Origin of the sequence: Frigoribacterium sp. PhB24 (assembly GCF_003755185.1) — a bacterium.
Taxonomy (GTDB): Bacteria; Actinomycetota; Actinomycetes; order Actinomycetales; family Microbacteriaceae; genus Frigoribacterium.
Genome location: NZ_RKIC01000010.1, coordinates 52,477 through 74,379, shown reverse-complemented (window position 1 = coordinate 74,379; position 21,903 = coordinate 52,477). Strand labels below are relative to the sequence as shown.

Annotated in this window: 21 protein-coding genes; 13 read left to right on the top strand and 8 right to left on the bottom strand. The window is 73.8% G+C overall.

The window, feature by feature from the left end; all coding sequences use genetic code 11:
* Nucleotides 1–52 precede the first annotated feature (52 nt).
* On the top strand, nucleotides 53–829 hold the full coding sequence (locus tag EDF50_RS05135) for a hypothetical protein (protein WP_123518526.1): 777 nt from the start codon (nucleotides 53–55) through the stop codon (nucleotides 827–829).
* A gap of 89 nt (nucleotides 830–918) precedes the next feature.
* On the opposite strand, the gene EDF50_RS05130 is transcribed toward EDF50_RS05135, so the two are convergent.
* On the bottom strand, nucleotides 919–1,971 hold the full coding sequence (locus EDF50_RS05130) for a helix-turn-helix transcriptional regulator (protein WP_158612634.1): 1,053 nt from the start codon (nucleotides 1,969–1,971) through the stop codon (nucleotides 919–921).
* A gap of 98 nt (nucleotides 1,972–2,069) precedes the next feature.
* On the opposite strand from EDF50_RS05130, the gene EDF50_RS05125 reads away from it, so the two are divergent.
* On the top strand, nucleotides 2,070–2,840 hold the full coding sequence (locus EDF50_RS05125; RefSeq protein WP_123518524.1) for a gamma-glutamyl-gamma-aminobutyrate hydrolase family protein: 771 nt from the start codon (nucleotides 2,070–2,072) through the stop codon (nucleotides 2,838–2,840).
* 71 nt (nucleotides 2,841–2,911) lie between these two features.
* On the opposite strand, the gene EDF50_RS05120 is transcribed toward EDF50_RS05125, so the two are convergent.
* From EDF50_RS05120 to EDF50_RS16910, 4 genes are all read right to left on the bottom strand, one after another.
* The gene (locus EDF50_RS05120; RefSeq protein WP_123518950.1) at nucleotides 2,912–3,691 is read right to left on the bottom strand and encodes an SDR family oxidoreductase; all 780 of its coding nucleotides are present in this window, start codon (nucleotides 3,689–3,691) and stop codon (nucleotides 2,912–2,914) included.
* Nucleotides 3,692–4,019: 328 nt separating this feature from the next.
* Nucleotides 4,020–4,796 (bottom strand): DeoR/GlpR family DNA-binding transcription regulator, encoded by a 777-nt coding sequence (locus EDF50_RS05115; protein WP_123518949.1) that lies wholly within the window; start codon nucleotides 4,794–4,796, stop codon nucleotides 4,020–4,022.
* A gap of 34 nt (nucleotides 4,797–4,830) precedes the next feature.
* Nucleotides 4,831–5,874 carry a 4-hydroxythreonine-4-phosphate dehydrogenase PdxA gene (gene pdxA, locus EDF50_RS16915; RefSeq protein ID WP_123518523.1) on the bottom strand — a complete coding sequence of 348 codons (1,044 nt, stop codon included), beginning with the start codon at nucleotides 5,872–5,874 and terminating at the stop codon, nucleotides 4,831–4,833.
* Nucleotides 5,871–7,175: a four-carbon acid sugar kinase family protein gene (locus EDF50_RS16910; RefSeq protein ID WP_158612633.1), complete on the bottom strand. Its 1,305-nt coding sequence runs from the start codon at nucleotides 7,173–7,175 to the stop codon at nucleotides 5,871–5,873. Before EDF50_RS16910 ends, pdxA begins: the two co-directional genes overlap by 4 nt.
* A gap of 159 nt (nucleotides 7,176–7,334) precedes the next feature.
* Here EDF50_RS16910 and EDF50_RS05100 point away from each other — a divergent pair, with 159 nt between their 5' ends.
* From EDF50_RS05100 to EDF50_RS05055, 10 genes are all read left to right on the top strand, one after another.
* Nucleotides 7,335–8,909: an ABC transporter substrate-binding protein gene (locus tag EDF50_RS05100; protein WP_199738667.1), complete on the top strand. Its 1,575-nt coding sequence runs from the start codon at nucleotides 7,335–7,337 to the stop codon at nucleotides 8,907–8,909.
* Between the two features lie 2 nt (nucleotides 8,910–8,911).
* The gene (locus tag EDF50_RS05095) at nucleotides 8,912–9,847 is read left to right on the top strand and encodes an ABC transporter permease (protein WP_123518520.1); all 936 of its coding nucleotides are present in this window, start codon (nucleotides 8,912–8,914) and stop codon (nucleotides 9,845–9,847) included.
* The gene (locus tag EDF50_RS05090) at nucleotides 9,844–10,857 is read left to right on the top strand and encodes an ABC transporter permease (RefSeq protein ID WP_123518519.1); all 1,014 of its coding nucleotides are present in this window, start codon (nucleotides 9,844–9,846) and stop codon (nucleotides 10,855–10,857) included. Before EDF50_RS05095 ends, EDF50_RS05090 begins: the two co-directional genes overlap by 4 nt.
* A complete protein-coding gene (locus tag EDF50_RS05085; protein WP_123518518.1) occupies nucleotides 10,854–11,735 on the top strand; it encodes an ABC transporter ATP-binding protein in 882 nt (293 codons plus the stop codon). The genes EDF50_RS05090 and EDF50_RS05085 overlap by 4 nt, the downstream gene beginning before the upstream one ends.
* Nucleotides 11,728–12,558 (top strand): ABC transporter ATP-binding protein, encoded by an 831-nt coding sequence (locus EDF50_RS05080; protein WP_123518517.1) that lies wholly within the window; start codon nucleotides 11,728–11,730, stop codon nucleotides 12,556–12,558. Before EDF50_RS05085 ends, EDF50_RS05080 begins: the two co-directional genes overlap by 8 nt.
* Nucleotides 12,555–13,577, top strand: a complete 1,023-nt coding sequence (locus EDF50_RS05075; protein WP_123518516.1) for an aldo/keto reductase — start codon at nucleotides 12,555–12,557, stop codon at nucleotides 13,575–13,577. The genes EDF50_RS05080 and EDF50_RS05075 overlap by 4 nt, the downstream gene beginning before the upstream one ends.
* A 116-nt stretch (nucleotides 13,578–13,693) precedes the next feature.
* Entirely contained in the window at nucleotides 13,694–14,494 is an 801-nt protein-coding gene (locus EDF50_RS05070; protein ID WP_123518515.1) for an HpcH/HpaI aldolase/citrate lyase family protein, read from the top strand.
* Nucleotides 14,491–15,762: an exo-alpha-sialidase gene (locus EDF50_RS05065; protein ID WP_370453969.1), complete on the top strand. Its 1,272-nt coding sequence runs from the start codon at nucleotides 14,491–14,493 to the stop codon at nucleotides 15,760–15,762. The genes EDF50_RS05070 and EDF50_RS05065 overlap by 4 nt, the downstream gene beginning before the upstream one ends.
* 3 nt (nucleotides 15,763–15,765) lie before the next feature.
* The gene (locus EDF50_RS05060; RefSeq protein WP_199738637.1) at nucleotides 15,766–16,485 is read left to right on the top strand and encodes an SDR family NAD(P)-dependent oxidoreductase; all 720 of its coding nucleotides are present in this window, start codon (nucleotides 15,766–15,768) and stop codon (nucleotides 16,483–16,485) included.
* A 301-nt stretch (nucleotides 16,486–16,786) separates the two neighbouring features.
* The gene (locus EDF50_RS05055) at nucleotides 16,787–17,059 is read left to right on the top strand and encodes a hypothetical protein (protein WP_123518514.1); all 273 of its coding nucleotides are present in this window, start codon (nucleotides 16,787–16,789) and stop codon (nucleotides 17,057–17,059) included.
* Between the two features lie 158 nt (nucleotides 17,060–17,217).
* On the opposite strand, the gene EDF50_RS05050 is transcribed toward EDF50_RS05055, so the two are convergent.
* Both EDF50_RS05050 and EDF50_RS05045 read right to left on the bottom strand, forming a co-directional pair.
* A complete protein-coding gene (locus EDF50_RS05050) occupies nucleotides 17,218–18,345 on the bottom strand; it encodes a Gfo/Idh/MocA family protein (protein WP_123518513.1) in 1,128 nt (375 codons plus the stop codon).
* Nucleotides 18,342–19,145, bottom strand: coding sequence for a sugar phosphate isomerase/epimerase (locus tag EDF50_RS05045; RefSeq protein WP_123518512.1), 804 nt, complete (start codon nucleotides 19,143–19,145; stop codon nucleotides 18,342–18,344). The genes EDF50_RS05050 and EDF50_RS05045 overlap by 4 nt, the downstream gene beginning before the upstream one ends.
* 194 nt (nucleotides 19,146–19,339) lie before the next feature.
* On the opposite strand from EDF50_RS05045, the gene EDF50_RS05040 reads away from it, so the two are divergent.
* A complete protein-coding gene (locus tag EDF50_RS05040; RefSeq protein WP_123518511.1) occupies nucleotides 19,340–20,257 on the top strand; it encodes an endonuclease/exonuclease/phosphatase family protein in 918 nt (305 codons plus the stop codon).
* A 412-nt stretch (nucleotides 20,258–20,669) separates the two neighbouring features.
* On the opposite strand, the gene EDF50_RS05035 is transcribed toward EDF50_RS05040, so the two are convergent.
* Nucleotides 20,670–21,761, bottom strand: a complete 1,092-nt coding sequence (locus EDF50_RS05035) for a glycosyltransferase family A protein (protein ID WP_158612632.1) — start codon at nucleotides 21,759–21,761, stop codon at nucleotides 20,670–20,672.
* Between the last annotated feature and the right edge of the window lie 142 nt (nucleotides 21,762–21,903).

The window sequence follows — 21,903 nt, the reverse complement described above, 5'->3', positions numbered from 1 at the left end:
CGGATGCCTTCGTCCTCTACCCTGGCGTGAGCAACCGATTGGACCCCACGCCGTGACCGACATGAGCCTGAGGCTCCCCACCACCCATTTCCGTGCCGTGTTCGACCTGGGCCAACGCCCGGCCGCGCAGACGCCGCTCCCGACGGCTCTCGGCAAGCCGAACCTCTACGCCGAGTACGACGACGACGACCTGATCACGGCGCTGTACGTCGGCTACGAGACCGGGCAGGTGCACCTCGAGACGACGCCGTCCGGCGACGTCGAGCACCACTTCCACCTCGCGAACGGCGACGACAGCGACCTCAGTCCGTTCGGGGTCGCCGACACGCGCGTGCTGGTCGAATGGTCGACCCGGTTGATCGTCGACCTGCACCGCCGCATGCCCGACCTGCTCGACGAGGTCGACGAGGCCGCCGCCTGGCACGACGCCGGCTTCGACCTCTACGTCTGCGAGGTCGAGGAGCCCCGCAAGCTCGACCTCGTCGAGGTCGACATCGAGGGCGAGCTGCTCACTTTGCCGTGGCTCGGCTCGGGTGCCGTCGAGCACGACCACATCGAGGGCGACGACCACCCGATCGCGCTGGCCTGGACGCCGCAGGGCGCGTCCGACGCCGTACCGATAGCCGAGGCCTGGCTCGACCCGCGCACCGACCAACCCGTCACCAAGGCCCTTCCCGGCGTCGACTGGGACGCCGTCGGCTGGGGTCGCGACGAGGTGCTGCCCTGGCTCGAGGCCATCTACATGAACCATCACGTGCTGCCCGACGCGGCCGGCACGATCCTCACGGGCGTACTCGAGCGGCTCGGCGGCATCGACGGGACCGACTAGGCCGAGCGGGCACCGCCGACGGCACCGACCAGGCCGGGCGGGCGGCACCGACCAGGCCGGGCGGCACCGACCAGGCCGGGCGGGCGGCGTCAGGGCCTGCCCGCGCCGCCGAGGGTGTCGCTCGGTCGCTCGCCGAACTCGCGGGCGTACCGGGCCGAGAACCGTCCGAGGTGCGCGAAGCCCCACCGGCGGGCGACCGCGGCGACGGTCTCGCCGGGCAGTCCCTCGAGCCGGGCGAGCTCGTCGTGGGCCCGGCGCAGGCGCACACCGCGCAGGTGGGCGGTCGGCGTGTGACCGAGCTGCCGCTGGAACGTGCTCTGCAGCACCCGCGCGCTCACTCCGACGGCCTCGGCGACGTCGACCGCGCTGATCGGCCGGCCGGCGTGCGCGTCGATGTACTCGAGCGCGGCGTCGAGCCGGGACCTCCGCGCCGACGCTCCGAGGACGTCACCTGACGCGGTCGTGCCGCGCGCGCCTCCAGGACCGTCGAGGGGCTCGGCGAAGACGTCGAGCAGGGTGTCCGCCGCGAGGGCCGTGGCGTCGGCGAGCGCGAGCGCCGTCGTCGTGGCCGGGCCGAGCAGCACGGCGGCGAGCGACGCCGTCGCCCGATGCCAGACGAGACGCTGCCCGCCGCTCAGGGTGACGTCGTGCCGCAGCGTGACGGGCATCGGGTCGCGTCCGTCGCGCGCCGCGGCGTACCGGGTCAGCCACCGCCGGTCGAGATGCAGCAGGTTCAGGCGGTAGGCGGCGTACTCGAACGAGAACTCCCGGTCGGACGGGAACGCGAAGGGCTCTCCGGTGCGGACGCCGACCTCGCTCCGACCGACGTCGACGACACCACCACCGGCCGTGAACCACGCCGCGACGTAGTCGTCGGGCGGCCGCACCGTGCCGCGCAACGAGGCGTCGAAGCGGCAGCTCATGAGCGAGACCGGGCCCGACCCCACGGCCACGTGCTGCCACGAGAAGTCGTCACCCGGCCGGCCCGACTCGAGGTCGCGCCCCTCGTACCCGAGCTCGAATGCCCGCATCGCGCTCTCGGGCCGCACTCCCCCGACCCGGAACCTCGCAGGAGGCGCGGCGACGGGGCACATGAGGTCATCGTCCCGTGCGGCGCGGCACCCGTCCAGTCCGGTTCGCATCGAGGCCAGCGTGCTGCCGCGGGCCACGCCGGTCGCCGTCCTCGACCCCCGGCGCGGCCCGCGTCGCCGTCGGGCACGGACGCTGCCAGGATGGCGAGATGAGCGACTCGACCGCACCGCGCCTCCTGAACCTGTTGGTCCTCGACGTCACCGACGAGGCCCGCGACGATCCGGCGTTCGAGCGCGAGCTCGACGACCTGTCGACCTCGGTGGTCGCCGCCGCCGAGCAGGTCGGCTTCACGGCGCGCCGCGTGCCCGCGAACCGGCTCGGTGACGTGCGCGCCGCCCTCGGCGAGGCCGACGCGGTGCTCGTCACCGGCGGCGAGGACGTCGACCCGAGCCACTACGGCGGCCCCGTCGACTACCCGGGGCGCGGCCAGACCTTCGCCGACGCCGACCGGGTGCAGTTCGAGGTGGTCCGCGGGTCCGTGGAGGCGCGGCTGCCGCTGGTCGGCATCTGTCGCGGCATGCAGGTGGTCGACGTCGCGCTCGGCGGCGACCTCGTGCAGCACCTCGAGCACCCCGGCCACGTGAACGCGGACGACGTCTCGGACAGCATGGTGGACCACCCCGTCCGCCTCGCCGACGACAGCACCCTCGCGTCGATGCTCGGCACGACGTCGCTGGTCGTGCGCAGCTCGCACCACCAGGCGGTGGGCCGACTGGGCGACGGATTGCGGGCCGTGGCCTGGGCCGACGACGGTACGGTCGAGGCCGTCGAACACGACTCGGCCCCGGTGTGGTGCGTCCAGTGGCACCCCGAGGACCGCGGCGCGACCGGCACGGTGCTGACCGACCTGCTCGTCGCGGCACGCGACGCCGCCCTCGCGCGGACCACCGGCGATCGGTCGCGTCGCACCGCCGGCTGAACGTCGCACCGCGCACGTCGGCGGTGCGACGTCCCTGTCGTGGTGCGACGCGGAGCGGGCGGGCTTCGGGCCTAGCGCTCGCGGACGATCAGGGCCGAGGCCGCGGTCACGAGTCGGCGCGGCAGGAAGCGGTGCGCCTGGGCTCCGATCGCGTTGCCGAGCCCGCTGACCACGACGGCACGGCGACGGCGGACGGCCCGCAGCGCCGCGGTGACGACCTGCTCGGGCGTCTGGCGGCCACTCGTGAGGAAGTCGCTCCCGGTCGCGGCGAAGAACCCGGTCTCGGTCGCGCCCGGGCAGAGCGCCGTGACGGTGACGCCCGCCCCGCGCACCTCGGCGTGCAGCGCCTCGCTGAACGAGAGGACGAACGCCTTCGTCGCCCCGTAGACCGCCATCGTCGGGATCGGTTGGAACGCCGCCGTCGAGGCGACGTTCACGACCGTGCCGCGGCGGCGCGCCACCATGCCGGGCAGCAGCGCGCGCGTCAGCGCGACCACCTGCGAGCAGTTGAGGTGCACCTGCGCCTGGACCGTGGCGGGGTCGGACTCGGTGAAGGCGCCGTGCGAGCCGACGCCGGCGTTGTTCACCAGCACGTCGATCGTCCGGTCGGCGACGGCGGCCAGCACGGTCTCGACCCCCTCGGGCGTCGACAGATCGGCGACCACGGCCGTGAACGACCCGGAGGCGCGGGTCGCCACGAGCTCGGACCTCACCTGCTCGAGGCGGTCGCCGCTGCGTGCCACGATCACCACGTCGTGGTCGGGCGCCAGCCGGCGGGCGAACTCGGCGCCGATGCCGCCGGAAGCCCCGGTGACGAGCGCGGTGGGCAGGGACGCGGTGGGTGCGGGCATGCCGCCCATCCTGCCCGACGGGGTGCCGGATCTCCGACGAGGTCGCACCACCGTCGCGGGGGGGGGACCCCCCCCCCGGGGGGGGGGGGGCCCCCGGGGGGGGGGGGGGGGGCGGGGGCCGGGGGGGGCCCCCCCGCCCGCGGCCGCGGCGGGCGGGGGGGGGGGGGGGGCCGGCCGGCCCCGCCCCCGCGGGGGGGGCCCCCCCCCCCCCCCCCCCCCCCCCCCCCCCCGCCCCCCCCCCCCCCGGGGGGGGGCCCCCCCCCCCCGGGGGGGGGGGGGCCACCCCGGGCAGGAGGCGCGGGTCGTCTCGCGCGGGATCGGCGCGGCGTCAGCCGGCGGGGGCGACGACCACGTCGACGCCGGCGGCCGCGAACTCGGCCAGGGCCTCGGGCGCGGCCGTGGAGTCGGTCACGAGCGTCCACCCCTCGGGCAGGGCCGCCCGGGCGCGGAACGTCGCGCGACCGAGCTTCGACCCGTCGGCGAGCACGTAGACCCGCTCCGACTGCCGGCACATCAGCTCTTTGAGCCGAGTCTGCACCAGGTCGGCCTCGACCACGTGCCCCGAGGCGAGTACGCCGTCGGCCCCGAGGAACACCCGGTCGAAGGTCAGGCGTTCGAGGGCGGCCTCGGCCAGAGGCCCGACGAATCCCTGGCTGGCCGGGCGGAGCGTGCCGCCGAGGCACTCGAGGTGGATGTCCTCGGAGTCCGCGAGCTGTTGGATGACCGCGATCGAGGTGGTGGCGACGGTCGCGACCAGACCCGACCGCGCCTCCCGGGCGAGGGCCGCGACGGACGAACCGGCGTCGAACAGCAGCGTCTCGCCGTCACCGAGCAGCGTGCGGGCGTGCCGGGCGATCTCGGCCTTGGCCACCCCGGCCTCGCGGTTGCGCTGCCGGAAGGTCGGCTCGGCCCCGGCGGCGGCCAGCGGCATGGCGCCGCCGTAGGTGCGAGCGATCTCACCACGACGGGTCAGCTCGGCCAGGTCTCGCCGGATCGTCGACGGGGTCACCTCGAAGCGGCGGCTCAGCTCGTCGACGCTCGCCAGCCCGGTGGTGCGGGCCAGGTCGACGATGTCGCGGCGTCGCTCTCGTGCGGTGGTGCTCATGCGGTGACCGTCCTGATCGGTGGGGCGGGCGACGTCACGCCGACGGCGCACCGACCCGGGCGGCGTCGGCCGGGCTGGGCGACATCTCGACGGCCTGGCGCAACGCCTCGATCATGCTACCGACGGCCACGACGCCGGTGCCGGCGATGTCGAACGCGGTGCCGTGGTCGACCGACGTGCGGATCACGGGCAGCCCCACGGTGATGTTCACGCCGGCCTCGATGCCGAGCACCTTGACGGGTCCGTGCCCCTGATCGTGGTACATCGCCACGATGAGGTCGTAGTCGCCACGGCCGCCGAGGAAGAACGCGGTGTCGGCCGGCAACGGCCCGACGGCGCGGATGCCGTCGGCCTGGAGGACCTCGATGGCCGGGGTGATCTTCTCGGCCTCCTCCCCGTAGCCGAAGAGTCCGTTCTCGCCGGCGTGCGGGTTGATGGCGCAGACGCCGATGCGGGGGTCCTCGACGCCCGCGCGACGGAGCGCCTCCCAGCCGCGGCGAACGGTGCGCTCGACCAGCCCGGGCTCGATCCGGGCGATCGCGTCGATCAACCCGATGTGGGTCGTGACGTGGATCACCCTGATCTTCGGCGTCGAGAGCATCATCGACACCTCGCCGACGCCCATGAAGTGCGCCAGCAGCTCGGTGTGGCCGGGGAACACGTGGCCGGCCTCGTGCAGCGCGGCCTTGTTCAACGGTGCGGTGCAGATGCCCTGGACGAGCCCGGCCATGCCGAGCTCGCACGCGATGCGGATGTACTCGTACGCGGCGTGACCGGCCTCGGCCGAGACCGCGCCCCAGGGCAGGTCGGCCGACAGCAGGTGCGGGTCGACGACGTTGATGCGGCCGGGCGTGAAGACGGCGTCGGCGGGGCCGTCGACCTCGACGATCTCGGCCTCGACCCCGAGGGCCGCGGCCCCGAGCCGCAGCCGGTGGGCGTCGCCGACGACGACCGGGCGGGCGTCGCGGTAGGCGGCCTCGTCGAGCAACGCGCCGACGGTCACCTCGGGTCCGACGCCGGCTCCGTCGCCCATGGTGACGGCGATGAACGGTCGGGTGTCGGGTGTCGTCGTGGTCATGGGGTTCTCCGTTTCGTGGGGGCGCCGGACGCGGCCGACGCGGCGAGGTCGTGGGGGTCGGCCCCGGCGCGTGTGCGGCGCACCAGGTCGACGAGGTCGGCGAGCACGGTCGGGCCACCGAAGCTGCCGGGCTTGGTGGCGACGAGCCGGTCGTCGCCGGCGAGGCTGAGGACGGCACCGTGTTCGACCTGCGCGAGCGGCCGCAGGACGGTCGTGCCGAGCCGGTCGAGCACGGCCCGGGCGGTCTCGCCGCCGGTCAGCACGAGGTCGAGCTCGACGTCGGCGGCGAGCCGGGTGACGACGTCGGCGAGGGCCGCCGAGCCGTCGAGCGGGTCGGACAGGCGTCGGGCGGTCACCGTCAGCACGGCGACGGACGACCGGGCCAAGGAGGCACGGGTCGCGTCGACCACGTCGACCACGTCGTCCGCCGGGTCGAGCGCGTGCACGTCCGCACCGGTGGCGGCGAGGACGTCGGCGTGGCCCCGGGCCACCTCGGCGGCCGATCCGACCACGACGAGGACGGGTCGCGCGGGCCCGGCACCGGCGCGGGGCCCGACACCGGCCGACGCGGACGCCGACGCGGACGCGGGCACGGGTACGGGCACGGGGTCGACCGAGGTCGCGACCGGTGCCACCGCGTCGGCCAGGGCGGCGGCGAGCGCGGAGCTGCCCGCGAGGGCGACCGGCCGGCGGGCCCCGGGGCGGGCGGTCAACCGGAGGACGGCCGCGACCACGGCCGCGAGGTCGTCGTCGGTCTCGGCGTCGACGAGGGCGACGGCCCCTGCGACGAGGGCGTCGTCCAGGCGTGCGGCGAACGCGTCGGGGCTCGAGCGCACGACGTCGAGCCCGACGAGCACCGACGGATGGCCGGCCAGCTCGGCGAGGGTCGAGGGGGCGTCGTGCGGTTCGAGGTGCCAGAGGGCCGTCTCGGCCAGCGGCCGCCCGTCGACCAGGGGCCGCCCGTCGACGACCGTGCGCCCGAGGGCGGGTAGCGCTCCGGCCACGACGACGTCGTAGCCGCGGGCGGTCAGCGCCTCGAGCTCGGGGCCGACGTGTCCGCGCCACAGGGAGTCGGTCTTCTTCAGGACGAGGGTGCCGACCGGCAGGGGCAGCGTGTCGATCGCGACCCGCGCCTCCTCGGCCGTGCCGGCGCGGGTGGCGACGTCGACGACCGTGATGCGGGCGGTCGACACCGACGGAACGCCGAGCGAGATCACGGTCTCGTGACCGCGCAGCCGGAACTGCTCGGCGGTCTCGGCGGCGCCGGACAGGTCGTCGGCGATGACGGTGATCTGGGTCATGGTGCTGGCCATCCTGACACGACTGCGCGTTATGCGCTACCGGTCTTGCGCGGAACGCGCAGCGGTGGCACAGTGTCATCCAGCCCGGACGAGGGCGGCGCAGCGCTGCGGGACCGGGCGCCGTCGACCTCGTCGAACCCCTGGATCGAGAGGTCGATGATGACCGTTCCGTTCGCGGACCACGAGATGTCACGCCGCACCCTGCTCCGCTGGGGAGCCGCGGCCGGCCTCTTCGTGACCGCCACCAGCCTCGCCGGCTGCGCCGGTCCGACCGGACTGCCCGGGCCCGGCACGCTGACCCTGGCCCTCAACCGCTCGCTGGTCAGCCTCGACAACAAGCTCAACCAGTTCGACGCGGCCGTCACGGTGCAGCGGGCGGTACGGCAGGCGCTCACCCAGATCGGGCCCGACATCACGCCCGAGCTCGTGCTCGCCGAGAGCTTCGAGCCGACGAGCGACACGCAGTGGACGGTCCGGCTGCGCGAGGGCGTGCGCTACTCGGACGGCACTCCCGTCACGGTCGACGACGTCGCCACCGCACTGCAGATGTACGAGCAGGTGCAGGGCTCGTTCGTCGCCAGTTTCTTCCCCGAGTTCCCGACCGTGTCCGCGATCGACGACCGCACCTTCACGCTCGACTCGTCGCAGCCGATCCCCGTGCTCGACGCCCTGATGAGCAACATCCTGATCACCCCGGCCGCGGCGAACAAGCCCGAGGAGCTGCAGGACGGCGTGGGCAGCGGGCCGTTCGTCGTCACCCGCTTCAACCGGGGCGCCGGCACCTACAGCCTCACCCGCAACGAGCAGTACTGGGGCGAGGCCCCGGGTGTCGACCGGGTCGAGGTGCGGTTCCTGCCCGAGGAGTCGAGCCGGGTGATCGCGCTGCGCAGCGGCGAGGTCGACGTCATCGACTCGATCACGCCCGACTCCGCGACCCAGCTGCAGGGCCTGCCCGGCATCGCCCTCGACGAGGCCTCGAGCCTGCGCATCAACCAGATCTTCTACAACTTCCGCAAGCCCGAGGGGCACCCGCTGGCCGACGCCAGGGTGCGCGAGGCGCTCAGCCACGCGATCGACGGTCGCGCCCTCGTGCGCGACGTGCTCACCGACTCGGTGACGCAGGCCGACGGCGTCGTGCCGCCGAGCCTGCTCGGCTACGCGAAGACCGGCGAGTACACCTACGACCCCGACCTCGCGCGCCGCACGCTCGCCGAGCTCGGTGCGAGCGACCTCACCTTGCGCGTCATCTGGGAGACCGGCGAGTTCGCCGGCGACACCTTCATCATGGAGGCCCTCGTCGAGATGTTCGGCGCGATCGGCGTGCGGACCACCCTGCAGCAGTTCGAGCCCGGCGGCGACATCCTGCAGTGGCGCCAGGGCAAGGCCGGCGACTGGGACCTGCTCGGGAACGGGTTCTCCGCCCCCACGGGACTGGCGTTGACCATCTTGCAGGGCATGTACGCGGGCACCGCCGAGAAGGAGCAGACCCGCGACACCTACCAGGGCTACGTGCAGCCCGACGTCACCGCCGCCATCGCCCGCGCCTCCACCGAGCCCGACGCGGCCCTGCGTCAGCGTCGGCTCGCCGAGGCGCAGCAGGCGGCCTGGGACACCTGGCCGTGCGCCTGGGCGTTCGTGCCCAAGTCGGTGCTCGCCCGTCGCGAGCGCGTCGAGCGCCTCTCGCTCGCGTCGTCGAACTCGTACCCGCTCTCGAGCGTCCGACTGGGGGCCTGACCATGGCGACCTACATCCTCAAGCGCCTCGGCCAGGGCCTGCTCACCGTGTTCCTCACGGTGTCGACGGTCTTCGTGCTGATCCGCCTCGCCCCCGGCGACCCGGCCGTGGCCTACGCCGGGCCGCTCGCGACGAACGAGCAGCTCGCCGCGGTGCGCGAGCAGTTCGGCCTCGACGACCCGCTGCCGCAGCAGTACGGCGTGTTCCTGCAGCAGCTCGTCACGGGCAACCTGGGCACCTCGTACTCGTTCCAGGCGCCGGCCGTGCAGGTCGTGCTCGAACGTCTGCCGTTCACGCTGACCCTGTCGTTCGCGGCGATCCTGCTGGCGGCGGTCGTGTCGATCCCGCTCGGCGTCTGGATGGCCCGCCGCACCGACACCCGCGGCGAGACCGGCGTCAACGTCGTCGCGATCGCGGGTCAGTCGATGCCGGACTTCTGGACCGGCATCCTGCTGCTCAGCGCCTTCGCCGTGGTGATCCCGATCTTCCCGGCATCGGGCTTCGCGACCTGGGGCGGCCTCGTCCTGCCGACCGTGACGATCGCGATCCTGCAGGTGGCTCTCATCTCGCGGCTGGTGCGGCGCGAGATGGCGACCAACTTCTCGGCGCCCTACCTGACCGTGGCCCGCTCGCGGGGCGTCTCGGAGCGGGCGCTCACCTGGCGCTACGCCATGGGCAACTCGGCGATCCCGGTCTTCACGGCGCTCGGCACGCGCTTCGCGGCGATGCTGAACGGCGTGGTCGTGGTCGAGGTCGTGTTCGCCTGGCCCGGCGTCGGGTCGCTCATCGTGCGGGCGCTCGAGACCCGCGACTACCCCCTCATCCAGGCGACCGTGCTGGTCACGTCGCTGCTCGCCGTCGGCGTCCAGCTGCTGATCGACCTCGCCTATCCCCTGCTCGATCCGCGCGTGCGGCTCGGAAAGGCGAGTGCCGCATGACCCGCACCGACACCACCGGACGCGCGTCCGGACCGGACGCCGCAGGCCCGGTCGACCGCACCCCCGAGGAGGCGCGACCCACCGCGGTCACGCCGCGCCTGCTGACGAGGTCCGAGGCGGCCCGACGCACCTCCGCCGCCCGCGTGAAGCTCTGGGTCGGCGCGATCTGCGCCCTCGTCGTCATCCTCCCGATCGTGCTGGCCCAGGCGCTGCCGCTGCCCGACGCGAACGGCCAGGACCTCGGCAACCGCCTCGCGCCTCCGTTCACGGCCGGCCACCTGTTCGGCACCGACCAGCTCGGCCGGGACCTGCTGTCGCGCGTGCTGCACGGCGGTCAGGTCTCGCTGGCGATCGGCGTGCTCGCCGTCATCGTCTCGGGTGCCATCGGCGTCGTGCTGGGCTCGATCGCCGGCTTCTACGGGCGCTGGGCCGACACGTTGATCAGCCGCCTGCTCGAGGCCCAGATGTCGTTGCCGCTGCTGATGATGCTGCTGCTCGTGGTCGCGCTGTTCGGCCCGTCGATCCCCGTCATCACCTTCGTCATCGCGATCGCGCAGTGGCCGGAGGTGGCCCGCCTGACCCGGTCGCTCGTGCTCGTCGAACGCGAGAAGCCCTACGTCTCGTCGGCCCGCACGCTCGGCCTGAACCGCTTCACGATCCTGCTGCGCCACGTCGTGCCCAACGTCATCAAGCAGGCGACGCTGGTCGTGCTGCTGCTGCTCGCGCAGGCCGTGTTGCTGGAGAGCGCGCTGAGCTTCCTCGGCGCGGGCCCGCAGCGGCCCTTCGCCACCTGGGGCCGCATCATCTCGGACGGCCAGGACTACGTCACCACCGCCTGGTGGATGGTCACGATCCCCGGCCTGTTCATCGTGCTGCTCGTCGTCGGGGTGAACCTGCTGGGCGACGCCCTGCGGGACCGTCCGCGGCGGTCGACGGCCTCGCGCCTCCGCCGGTTCGTCGGACCGCGCCCCGCAGCGGCGGCCACCCGCACGAAGGGAACGATCGCATGACCCCCGTGACCGACGACACCGCCGACCCCGACCTGCTGCTCGAGGTGCGCGACCTGCAGATCGAGTTGATGACGACGAACGGCATCGTGCGGGCCGTCGACGGCGTCTCGTTCCACATCGCCCGTGGTGAGACCGTCACGATCATCGGCGAATCGGGGTCGGGCAAGTCGACCACCGCCATGGGTGTGTTGCAGCTGCTGCCGGCCGACCTGGCCGTCGTCTCGGGCCACGTGCGCATCACCGGCCTCGACGTGCTCGCCTCCGCCTCGGCGGTGCGGAAGGTGCGCGGCCGGGCCGTCGCCCTGATCCCGCAGGACCCGATGACGGCGCTCAGCCCGGTGCGGTCGATCGGTTCGCAGCTCGGCGAGGCCATCCGCATCGCCGGAGCCGCCAGCGGTCGCGCCGCGGTCACGGCCCGGGCGGTGCGACTGCTCGAGCAGGTGCACATCCCCGACCCGTCGGCCCAGCTGCGGAAGTTCCCGCACCAGCTGTCGGGCGGCATGCTCCAGCGCGTGCTGATCGCGATCGCCCTGGCCTGCGAGCCGCAGCTGATCGTGGCCGACGAGCCCACCAGCGCCCTCGACGTGACGGTGCAGGCCGGGATCCTCGACCTGCTGCTCGAACTGCAGGAGCAGCGCGGCATCGGCCTGCTGATGATCACCCACGACCTCGGCGTCGCCCGCCTGGTGTCCGACCGCATCCACGTGATGAAGGCCGGCGTGTTCGTCGAGTCGGGCGACGTACGGCAGATCGTCGAGCACCCCGCCGAGCCATACACCCGGGGGCTGCTCGCCGCCGTGCCCACCCTGGGAGCCTGGGACGAGACCCCCGCCACGACCGCGACCAGCACCGACCGACCGGAGGCCACCCGTGTCTGACACCATCCTCGAGGTCGACGACCTGGTCGTCGACTACGGCAGCGGCTCGACCGCCCACCGCGCCGTCGACCACGTGTCGTTCTCGGTGCGTCGCGGCAGCACCTTCGCCATCGTCGGCGAGTCCGGCTGCGGCAAGTCCACGATCGCCAAGGCCGTCATGCGCCTGCTGCAGCCGACCAGCGGGCGCATCGTGCTCGACGGCACCGACCTCGCGACCCTGTCGGAGGCGCGGCTGCGGCCCCTGAGGCACCGGTTCCAGATGGTCTTCCAAGACCCCTACGGCTCGCTCGACCCGCACCTCAGCGCCCGCGACATCGTCGCCGAGCCGCTGCGGCTGAAGGGGGTGCGGTCGGCGCAGGAGCGCGCCACCGAGGCGGCCCGCCTGATCGACCGCGTCGGCCTGCCCTCGACGGCTCTCGACCGTCGGCCGCACGAGTTCTCGGGCGGACAGCGCCAGCGCATCGGCATCGCCCGGGCCCTGGCGTCGAGCCCCGACCTGCTGATCTGCGACGAGGCGACGAGCGCGCTCGACGTGTCGGTGCAGGCCCAGGTGCTCGAGCTGCTGCGCGAGATCCAGGTCGACACGGGCATCACCTACGTCGTCATCTCGCACAACCTCGGCGTCGTGCAGCAGATCAGCGAGAGCGTCCTCGTCATGAGGCAGGGCGCCGTCGTCGAGCAGGGCGCCACGGCGCAGGTGCTCACCTCGCCCGCCGAGGACTACACGCGGCGGCTCCGTCGAGCCGCCCTCGACCCCGCCACGATGACGGGCGTGAAACCGCGCCACGTCGTCCGCAGCCTCTCGTTGGGAGCCACCGCATGACCCGGACCGACACCGCCGCAGACACCGCCGCAGCCGCCACCGCCGTGACCGGCGACGGGGCGACCGACCGCACCGCGCCTCCTCGGCTCGTGCTCGGCACGATGACCTTCGGCGACACCGTCGACGAGGCCACCGCCGGGCGCATGCTCGACACGGCGCGCGACGCCGGCGTCACCTGGATCGACACCGCCAACGCGTACGTGGGAGGAGCGACCGAGACCATGCTCGGCCGTCTGCTCGGCGGGCGGCGCGACGAGGTCGTGCTCGCGTCGAAGGCGGGCATGCCGCACGCCGACGCCGGCGGACTGCCGCCGCTGTCGGCCGTGGCCCTCCGCACGAGCGTCGAGTCGAGCCTGCGGCGGCTCGGCACCGACCGGCTCGACCTCTTCTACCTGCACCAGCCCGACCGACTGACCCCGCTCGACGAGACCCTGTCGACCGTCGCCGCGCTCGTCGCCGAGGGCAAGCTGCTCTCGCTCGGCGTCTCGAACTACGCCGCCTGGCGGATCGGCGACGTCGAGCGCGTGGCCGACGCCGTGGGGGCGCCGCGACCGGTCGTCGCCCAGCAGCTCTGCAACCTCGTCGCCCGCCGGCTCGACGACGAGTACCTCGAGTTCGCGAGCGTCCACGGCATCGAGACGATGGTCTACAACCCGCTCGGCGGTGGCCTGCTGACCGGGCGGCACCGTTTCGACCAGGCACCGGCCGGCGGGCGCTTCGGCGACTCGGCCCTCGCCGAGATGTACACGAAGCGCTACTGGGACGCCGGGCTGTTCGCCGCGATCGACCTGCTGTCCGGCATCGCGGCCGAGGCCGGGGTGTCGCTCGTCGAGCTCGCCCTGCGCTGGGTGGCGCATCGACCCGAGGTCGGCTCGGTGCTGCTCGGCGGCTCGCGCCCCGAGCAGCTGACCGCCAACGTCGCCGCGATCGCCGAGGGGCCGCTGCCCGACGAGGTGGTGGCGGCCTGCGACGAGGTCGGGCGCTCGTTGCGGGGGCCGATGCCTCCGTACGCTCGGTGACCCGCGCCTCCTGACCCGCGCCTCCTGACCAGCCCGCACCGACCCCACGCGCGGCACGCCCCGCACCACGCGCCCCGCACCACACGCCCCGCACGCACCGCACGGAAGAGAGCACCATGAGCACCGCCAGCGACTTCGCCCGCACGATCCGCCGCCGCGAGAGGGCGGTCGGCTACTGGGTCACCCTCGACGCGCCGCCGGCCACCGAGCGCATCGCGCGACTCGGCTACGACTACGTCTGCCTCGACGCGCAGCACGGCCTCTTCGGCTACCAGGGAATGATGACCGGTCTGCTCGCCATCGACGCGGGGCAGACGTCCGCCGGCCTCGTGCGGGTCGAGGCGAACGACATCACGCCCATCGGCAAGGCCCTCGACGCCGGGGCGGCAGGCATCATCGTGCCCCTCGTCGACACGGCCGAGGACGCGGCCGCGGCCGTGCGCAGCGCGAAGTACCCGCCGCACGGCCGCCGGTCGTACGGGCCCATGCGGTCGAGCCTGCGCATCGGTCCGGTGCCCGCCGAGGCGAACGACACCACGATCGTGCTCGCCATGATCGAGACACCCGACGGGCTCGCGAACGTCGAGGCGATCGCCGCGACGCCCGGGCTCGACGGGCTCTACGTCGGCCCCAGCGACCTCTGCATCGCGGTCGGCGGCGCCTACCCGGGCGACCCGGCCGTGCAGGAGGCCTTCGACGCCGCCCTCGTCCGGGTCGCGGCGGCGGCCGAGGCCGCGGGCATCGCCGCGGGCATCCACACGCCGCACGGCGACGTCGCGCGACAGCGGCTCGCGGCGGGCTACACGTTCGCCACGGTCGCCGGCGACCTCAACCACCTCGAGGCCGCCGCGCGCGACCACCTGCGGCGGGCGCTCGAGACCGACGACCCGGCCGCGACCGCAGGAGGCGCGGCGTGAGCAGCCCGGACACGGTCGCGCGGGCAGGCGGCCCGGACGGCATCGTCGCCGACGGCCGACCGCGGCCCGACGCGGCGGGGCGCTCGTGGTCGTACCTGCCCACGGCGACGGTGCAGTCGCACGCGGCGAACCTCGCCGAGCTGCCCGACGGCCGGCTGGCCTGCGTCTGGTTCGGCGGCACGCAGGAGGGCGTCTCGGACATCCACGTCTGGTTCTCGACCCTCGACGACGAGGGGTGGTCCGAGCCGGTGCGGCTCAGCGACGACCCCGCGCGCTCGGAGCAGAACCCCGTGCTCTTCACGGCCCCCTCGGGCGACGTCTGGCTGCTGTACACGGCGCAGCGCGCGGGCGCCCAGGACTCCGCCGAGGTGCGTCGCCGGGTCTCGACCGACGGCGGTGCGACCTGGGACGAGCCCGCGACGCTCTTCGCGGCCGACGAGACCAGCGGGGTGTTCGTCCGGCAGCCGCCGGTCGTCACGCGCGCAGGCGACCTGCTCGTGCCGGTCTTCCGCTGTGTGACGACCCCCGGGCGGGCGTGGGTGGGCGACCACGACACGAGCTCGGTGATGACCTCCCGGGACGGCGGCGCCACGTGGGGTGAGGTCGCCGTCCCGGGCAGCACGGGCGCCGTGCACATGAACGTGCACGAGCTGGCCGACGGCTCGCTGCTGGCGCTGTTCCGCAGCCGCTGGGCCGACGCCGTGCACGAGTCGCGTTCGACGGACGGCGGCCGGTCGTGGTCGGTGCCCGTGCCGACCGAGCTGCCGAACAACAACTCGTCGGTGCAGTGGGTGCCGCTCGCCGACGGACGCCTCGCCATCGTCTACAACCACCGCCGGGCCGACGCCACGACCGAACGGCGGGTGGGGCTCTACGACGAGATCGACGAGTCCGGCATCGTCGAGCAGGCCGTGCCGCCCGGCCCGGTCGCCGGCGTCGGCGTCGACGTCGACGTCGACCAGGAGGCGCGGGCCGGGACGACGACCGCGGGCCGTACGGCGTTCTGGGGCACGCCCCGGGCACCGATGTCGCTGGCCGTGTCGACGGACGGCGGGCACACCTGGCCGCACCGCCTCGACCTCGAGGACGGCGACGGCTGGTGCCTGTCGAACAACTCACGCGACGGACTGAACCGCGAACTGTCGTACCCGAGCATCACGCAGACGAGTGACGGAGCCGTGCACGTGGCCTACACCTGGCACCGCCGGGCGATCCGCCACGTGCGCCTGTCGCCGGCCGACCTGCCCGGCGCGGACGTCGCGGACTGAATCGTGGTCGACGACGACACGCGGGACGCCCTCGGCGCCGACGCCGGTGCCGGACGGCACGCCGTGGTGACGGGCTGCAGCTCGGGGATCGGGCGGGCGATCGCGGTGTTCCTGCTGGCCGAGGGCTGGCGGGTGACCGGACTGAGCCGGCGAGCGGTCGACCTGGGCGACGGGTTCTCCTGGCTCGGCTGCGACCTCTCGGTGCCCCGAGACGTCGAGGCCTCGGTCGCCGAGGTGGGACCGGTCGACGCGATCGTCCACGCGGCCGGGTTCCAGGTCGCCGCGCCCCTCGGCCGACTCGACCCCGCCGCGCTCGAGGGCATGTTCGCCGTGCACGTCGGGGCCGCGGCGGCTCTCGTCGACGCTCTGGTCGACCGGGTGTCCGACGGCGGTCGCATCGTCCTCATCGGCAGCCGCACGGCCGTGGGCGTCGCGGGCAAGAGCCAGTACGCGGCGACGAAGGCGGCTCAGGTCGCGCTGACCCGCAGCTGGGCGGCCGAACTCGCGCCGCGCGGCGTCACCGCCAACGTCGTGGCGCCGGGGCCCACCGACACGCCGATGCTGGCCGACCCGGCCCGCGCCTCCTCGGCTCCGGTCGTGCCGCCGCTGGGCGCGCTCGTCGACCCGGTCGACGTGGCCGCGCTCGTGGCCTTCGTGCTCGGGCCGCACGGCCGCAGCATCACGGGGCAGGCGCTCGTCGTCTGCGGCGGCGCCTCGCTCTGAGCGGAGGTCGACGGGCGTGGCCCTGCCGCGCGCCGCTCCGAGGTCGCACCACGGACGTGTCGTCGAACCACCGCGGAGCGTGGTTCCACGACGCGAGCGTGGTGCGTCCTGTCCGGAAAGCGAGGAACGGCCGCGTTGTTTTGAATTAATCAAAAGAAGGCGTATGGTGGTGACAACGCCGACGGAGGCCAGGGTCACCGTCGAGCACCTCGGCGCAGCCCTCCCCGCCGGTGGCCGCCCGCTCGATCCCACGATCGCGGGCCCCCGACCAGCACCACCCGCCCAGCCCCGAGGAGTCACCGTGAACACCACCGCCACGACCACCCGCACCGCCGTCACCCCGCTCGGTGGCCGCTACGTCGGCACGGCCGCGCCCACGACCGTCGGCTCGTACGTCGGCTCGCTCGCCGCCGACGTCGCCCCCGGTTCGTACGTCAGCACGCCCGCTCGTCGCGACCTGTCGATCGGTCGCTACACCGCCAGTGCGCTGCGTCGCCTCTCGGCCGTGACGGCGTCGGTCCGCACCGCCACGGGCTCGATCCACACGGCGACCGGCTCGATCCGCACCGCGTAGTCGACACCGACCGGGCGCGCGACCTGAACCCGCGCGCCCGGTCGGCCTGCTCCACTCCGGAGACACGACATGCCGCTCACCTTCTCAGGTGAGCGGCATGTCGTGTCTTCTCGGCGGCTCGGCGGCCCGGCGGCCCGGCGGCCCGGCGGCCGACCGGCCTAGAGGGTCGCGGCCGAAGGGTCCCAGTCCTCGTCGAGCGGCACCGGTTGCTGTACCGCCGACTCGACGGCGACCGGCGCGCCCTGCTCGGCGGCCGACGAGATCGCCAGCAGCACGTCGAGGACGTGCGAGGCCACGGCCCCGCTCGCCCGCTCGGTATCGCCACCCCGGATCGCCCGGGCGAGGTCGAGCACGCCCGACCCGCGGCCGTAGGTCGACCCCGCGGCCGTGAGCGTCTCGGGCTCGTCGTGGCCGAAGCGCCACAGGCTCGAGTCGCCCTCGAACGTGTTGGGGTCGGGAAGAACGAGGGTGCCCTCGGTGCCGCTGATCTCGACGAAACCCATGCGGGGCAGCGCGTTCTGGAACGAGAACGTCGACTGGGCCGACTGCCCGCCCGCGAACTCGATGAGCGCCGCGTGGTGCGTCGGCACCTCGACCGGGAAGGTCTGGCCGGCGCGCGGTCCGCTGCCGATCGAGCGCGTGTCGAACGACTTCGACGACACGGCGCTGACGCGGCTGGCCGAGCCGAACGCGTGCACGAGGGTCGTCACGTAGTACGGCCCCATGTCGAAGAGCGGACCGGCCCCGAGCGCGAACAGGAAGTCAGGGTTGGGGTGCCACGACTCGGGCCCGGGCACGTGGAACATCGTGGTCGCCGTGAGCGGCTGGCCGATGTCACCGCGGGCGATGGCGCGCATCGCGGTCTGGATGCCGGCGCCGAGCACGGTGTCGGGGGCGCACGCGACGCGGACGCCGGCCGCCTCGGCGGCGGCGAGCAGGTCGCGCGCGGACTCGTGGTCGAGGGCGAGGGGCTTCTCGCTCCAGACGTTCTTGCCGGCGGCGATGATCTGACGCCCGACCTCGGCATGCACGGCCGGGATGGTCAGGTTGACGACGATCTCGATCTCGTCGATCGCGAGCAGCTCGTCGACCGTGCCATGGCCCGGCACCCCGTACGTCTCGGCCTGCGCCTTCGCGCGGTCGAGGTCGAGGTCGGCGACGAAGAGCACCTCGAGGTCGGCGAACCGGGTCATGTTCTCGAGGTAGGTGCCGCTGATGACGCCCGCGCCGATGACGCCGACGCCCACGCGACCCGTGCGGCCGCCCGTCGTGTCGACGCCGCTCACTTGTCGTTCTCCTGCAGCCAGGCGAAGGACTCCGCGACGCCGTCGAAGACGTCCTTCGCGTAGTCGTCGAACTCGACGACGCGCAGGGCGTGCGGCGCGGCGGCGAGGACGGCGGCCACGTCGACGTCACCCTGACCGGCCGGGGTCTGGTTCTTGAAGGCGGCGGCGAGGGCGTCGGGCACCTCGAGGGCGCTCTCGCTGCTGGGCAGCGCGGTCGCGATGTCGCCCGAGATCTTGCCGTCCTTGACGTGCAAGAACCGGACGCGGTCACCCAACGAGCGCAGCAGCGCGGGGGTGTCCATGCCGCCGACCGTCGACCAGAACGTATCGATCTCGAGCACGACGTCGTCGTTCAGGCGCTCGAGGAAGAAGTCGTAGACGGGGCGCCCGTCGACCTGGTTCGCGAACTCCCACTGGTGGTTGTGGTAGCCGAACCCCAGGCCGGAGGCCGCGGCGAGCACCTGCAGTTCGTTGACGCGGTCGGCGATGCGACGGGCGTCGTCGGCGGTCTGCCAGCGGTCGCTCGGGATGAACGGGTCGATGACGGTGCCGATGCCCAGCTGCACGGCGGCCGCGAAGGCACGCTCGGGCTCGTCGGAGTCGATGACCGGAGCGTGACCCGAGGGGGCGGTGACGCCCGAGTCGGCGAAGGCCTTCTCGAACTCGTCGGCGCGCTCGACGAACGAGTAGGGCTCGACCTTGGTGAAGCCGATCTCGGCGATGCGGGCGACGGCGCCCTGCAGGTCGGCCGAGACGGCGTCTCGGACCGTGTAGAGCTGCACGGAGGGTGACGAGGTCATGGGGGTGACTCCTTTGTCGTGAGGGGTTCAGGTGGTCTGGACCCAACTCTGTCACTTATGTCGAGCGATGACAAAAGTTCGACCGAAATCGACGCATCGGATCGCGAAGGCGACACATGATGCGCATCCTGCGGACACCCGGCGGGCTCCGAGGCGGGCGGTGACGTGCGTGACGGCCTACCGTCGCACACGCCATGACACCCGCGACCAGCTCCCCCGCCCCCACCGGCTCCGGCGCGGGTGACGACCGGGTCGTCCCCACGGTCGGCCCCGTCGACGCCCCCGACCTGCACCTCATGACCTACAACGTCCGTCGCCGCATGCCGCAGGTGCTGACCACCCGCCACGCGCTCGCCGACCGCTGGTCGACCCGCCTGCCGGCACTGCGCCTCCTGCTCGAGGCCGAGCGTCCGTCGGTGCTGGGAATCCAGGAGGCGCTGCCCGACCAGTCCGCGCAGCTCACGGACGCGCTGGGCACCGACTACGCCTCGGTCGGCACGGGCCGCGACCGCGACCGCGGTGGCGAGCGCGTCGAACTGCACGTCGACACCACCCGGCTGAGGATCGTCCGGCACGACGCGCTCTGGCTGTCGGCCACGCCCGGCGTGCCGGGGTCGCGGTCGTACGGCAACATGATCCCCCGCACGGCGGTCCACGTCGAGCTCGACGACCTCGCGGCCGGAGCCCGGCTGCACGTCGTCGTCACGCACTTCGACCACCTCTCGGCCCGTTCGAGGCTGCACTCGGCCGTGCAGCTGCGGACCTACACCGACGCCCTCGACGGACCCGTCGCCCTGATGGGCGACTTCAACGCCGTCGTCGGCTCCCCCGCGCACCGCGAACTCACCCGTGGCCGACTCGTCGACAGCCGCGAGGTCGCCGACGAACGCCTCGACCCCGGGTGGGGCTCGTACTCGAACTACGGCCCGCCGCGAGTCGGCGGCCGCCGATTGGACTGGTTGCTCGTCGACGCCGACGCACGCGTCGGGCGGGCCGGCGTCGGCGGGGTCCGTCCCGGCGGCGTCGCCCCCTCCGACCACGACCCGGTGCACGCCGTCGTGCGCTGGCCGGCCGACCACGGGCACGACGGACACCGCCCCCAGGAGGCCTGAGATGACCACCCTCGCCGAGACCTTCCTCCGCCGCCCGTACGGCCTGCTCGAGTACGTCGCCGACGCCGTGCGCGTGGTCGCGGCCCTCAGCGTCGTCGTGGTGGGCGTCGGGTGGGGCGTCGTCGAGATCGCCGTGCTGATGCTGGCGCTGCTCGGCACGCTCGTGCCCCGCATGCTCGGCCTGCGTGCCACGTTCGACCTGATGGTCGGCGTCGCCGCCCTCGGAGCCGCGTGGAGCAGCGTCTTCGAGCTCTACACCCGAGTCGCCGGCTACGACACGGTCGTGCACTTCGTGCTCAACGGCCTGCTCGCGGCCGTGTTCGTCGTGCTCGCCCGGCGCGCGGGGTGGATCGTGTCGCTCGACCGCGACCGTGACGGACGAGGAGGCGCGGGTCGCTCCGCCCGCGTCGGCTCAGTCCTGCTGACGGTCGCGTTCGGCCTCGCCGCCGGCACCCTGTGGGAGATGGGCGAGTGGGCGGGCCACACCCTGATCGACTCGGCGATCTTCGTGGGCTACGACGACACGATCGGCGACCTCGCCGCGGGCGGCCTCGGGTCGCTGCTGGCCGGGCTGGGCCTGCCGTTCCTCGTGGGTGGAGACGTCCGCGGACGGGCCGCGCGCGCCTCCTCGTCCGGGGGTGACGTCGACGGCGCCGTCGGGGTCGACGCCGTCGGCCACGGCCGCTCGAGCGTCCACCACCGGTGACGGCGTCCAGCCGAGTCGCGTGAAGAGGCCGGCCGGGTCGGCGCGCAACCAGCGCGACCAGGGCAGCCCGTCGGTGCCGTGCACCGTGAACGAGTGCAGGGCCCGGTAGGTGCGCAACCAGGGCGCGTTGCCGGGATCGAGCGGCCGGGCCGAGATGCCCGTGACGACGTCCCGACGGTAGGCGATGCGGCCCCGACCGGCGAGCTGCCGGTCGCCGAGGTGCAGGGCGAGGTCCATGTCGTCGTGCAGCAGCGTCTCGTGCCGGTGCACCTCGTCGCGGACGTCGAGCCAGGCGGTGCGACGCATCATCATCGTCGAGCCGAACAGCGGCCAGTGCGCCAGGGCGGCCCCGATCACGAGGTGGTACGCACCGACGTAGAGGGCGGAGAGCAGGCGTTCGGCGCCGACGGGTGCGTCGTAGAAGCGCGCGTTCGTGCTGACGGCGAGCACGTCGGGGTCGTCCCCGAGAGTGCGGACGAGGTCGGCGACCCAGGTGCGGGGCAGGACGCTGTCGGCGTCGACCCGGCCGATCAGGTCGGCAGGCGCGTCGATGCCCGCACCGGAGTCGACCCCGGCGGCGGCGTCGTAGCCGGTGCTCGCGGCCGCGGCGATCCCCACCTCGGCCTCGGTGACGACCCGGGCGCCGTGCCGCAGGGCCACCTCGACGGTGTCGTCCGTGCTGCCGTTGTCGACGACGATCACCTCGTCGGGCACGTGGGTCTGCCGCGCGAGCGACCGGAGGCACGCGTCGAGCAGGGCTCCGTCGTCTCGGACGGGGACGACCACACAGACACGCACCCGTCCATCCAACCCGGTCGCGGCCGGTCCCGTCGATCGCTCACGCCCCAGGAAGTCGCCGAGCCCCTTCGGCGCGCACGGGGGTCTCGGCGACTTCCAGGGGTCTGGCCGCACGGGCGCCCGGCGAGAGCAGACTCGGCGC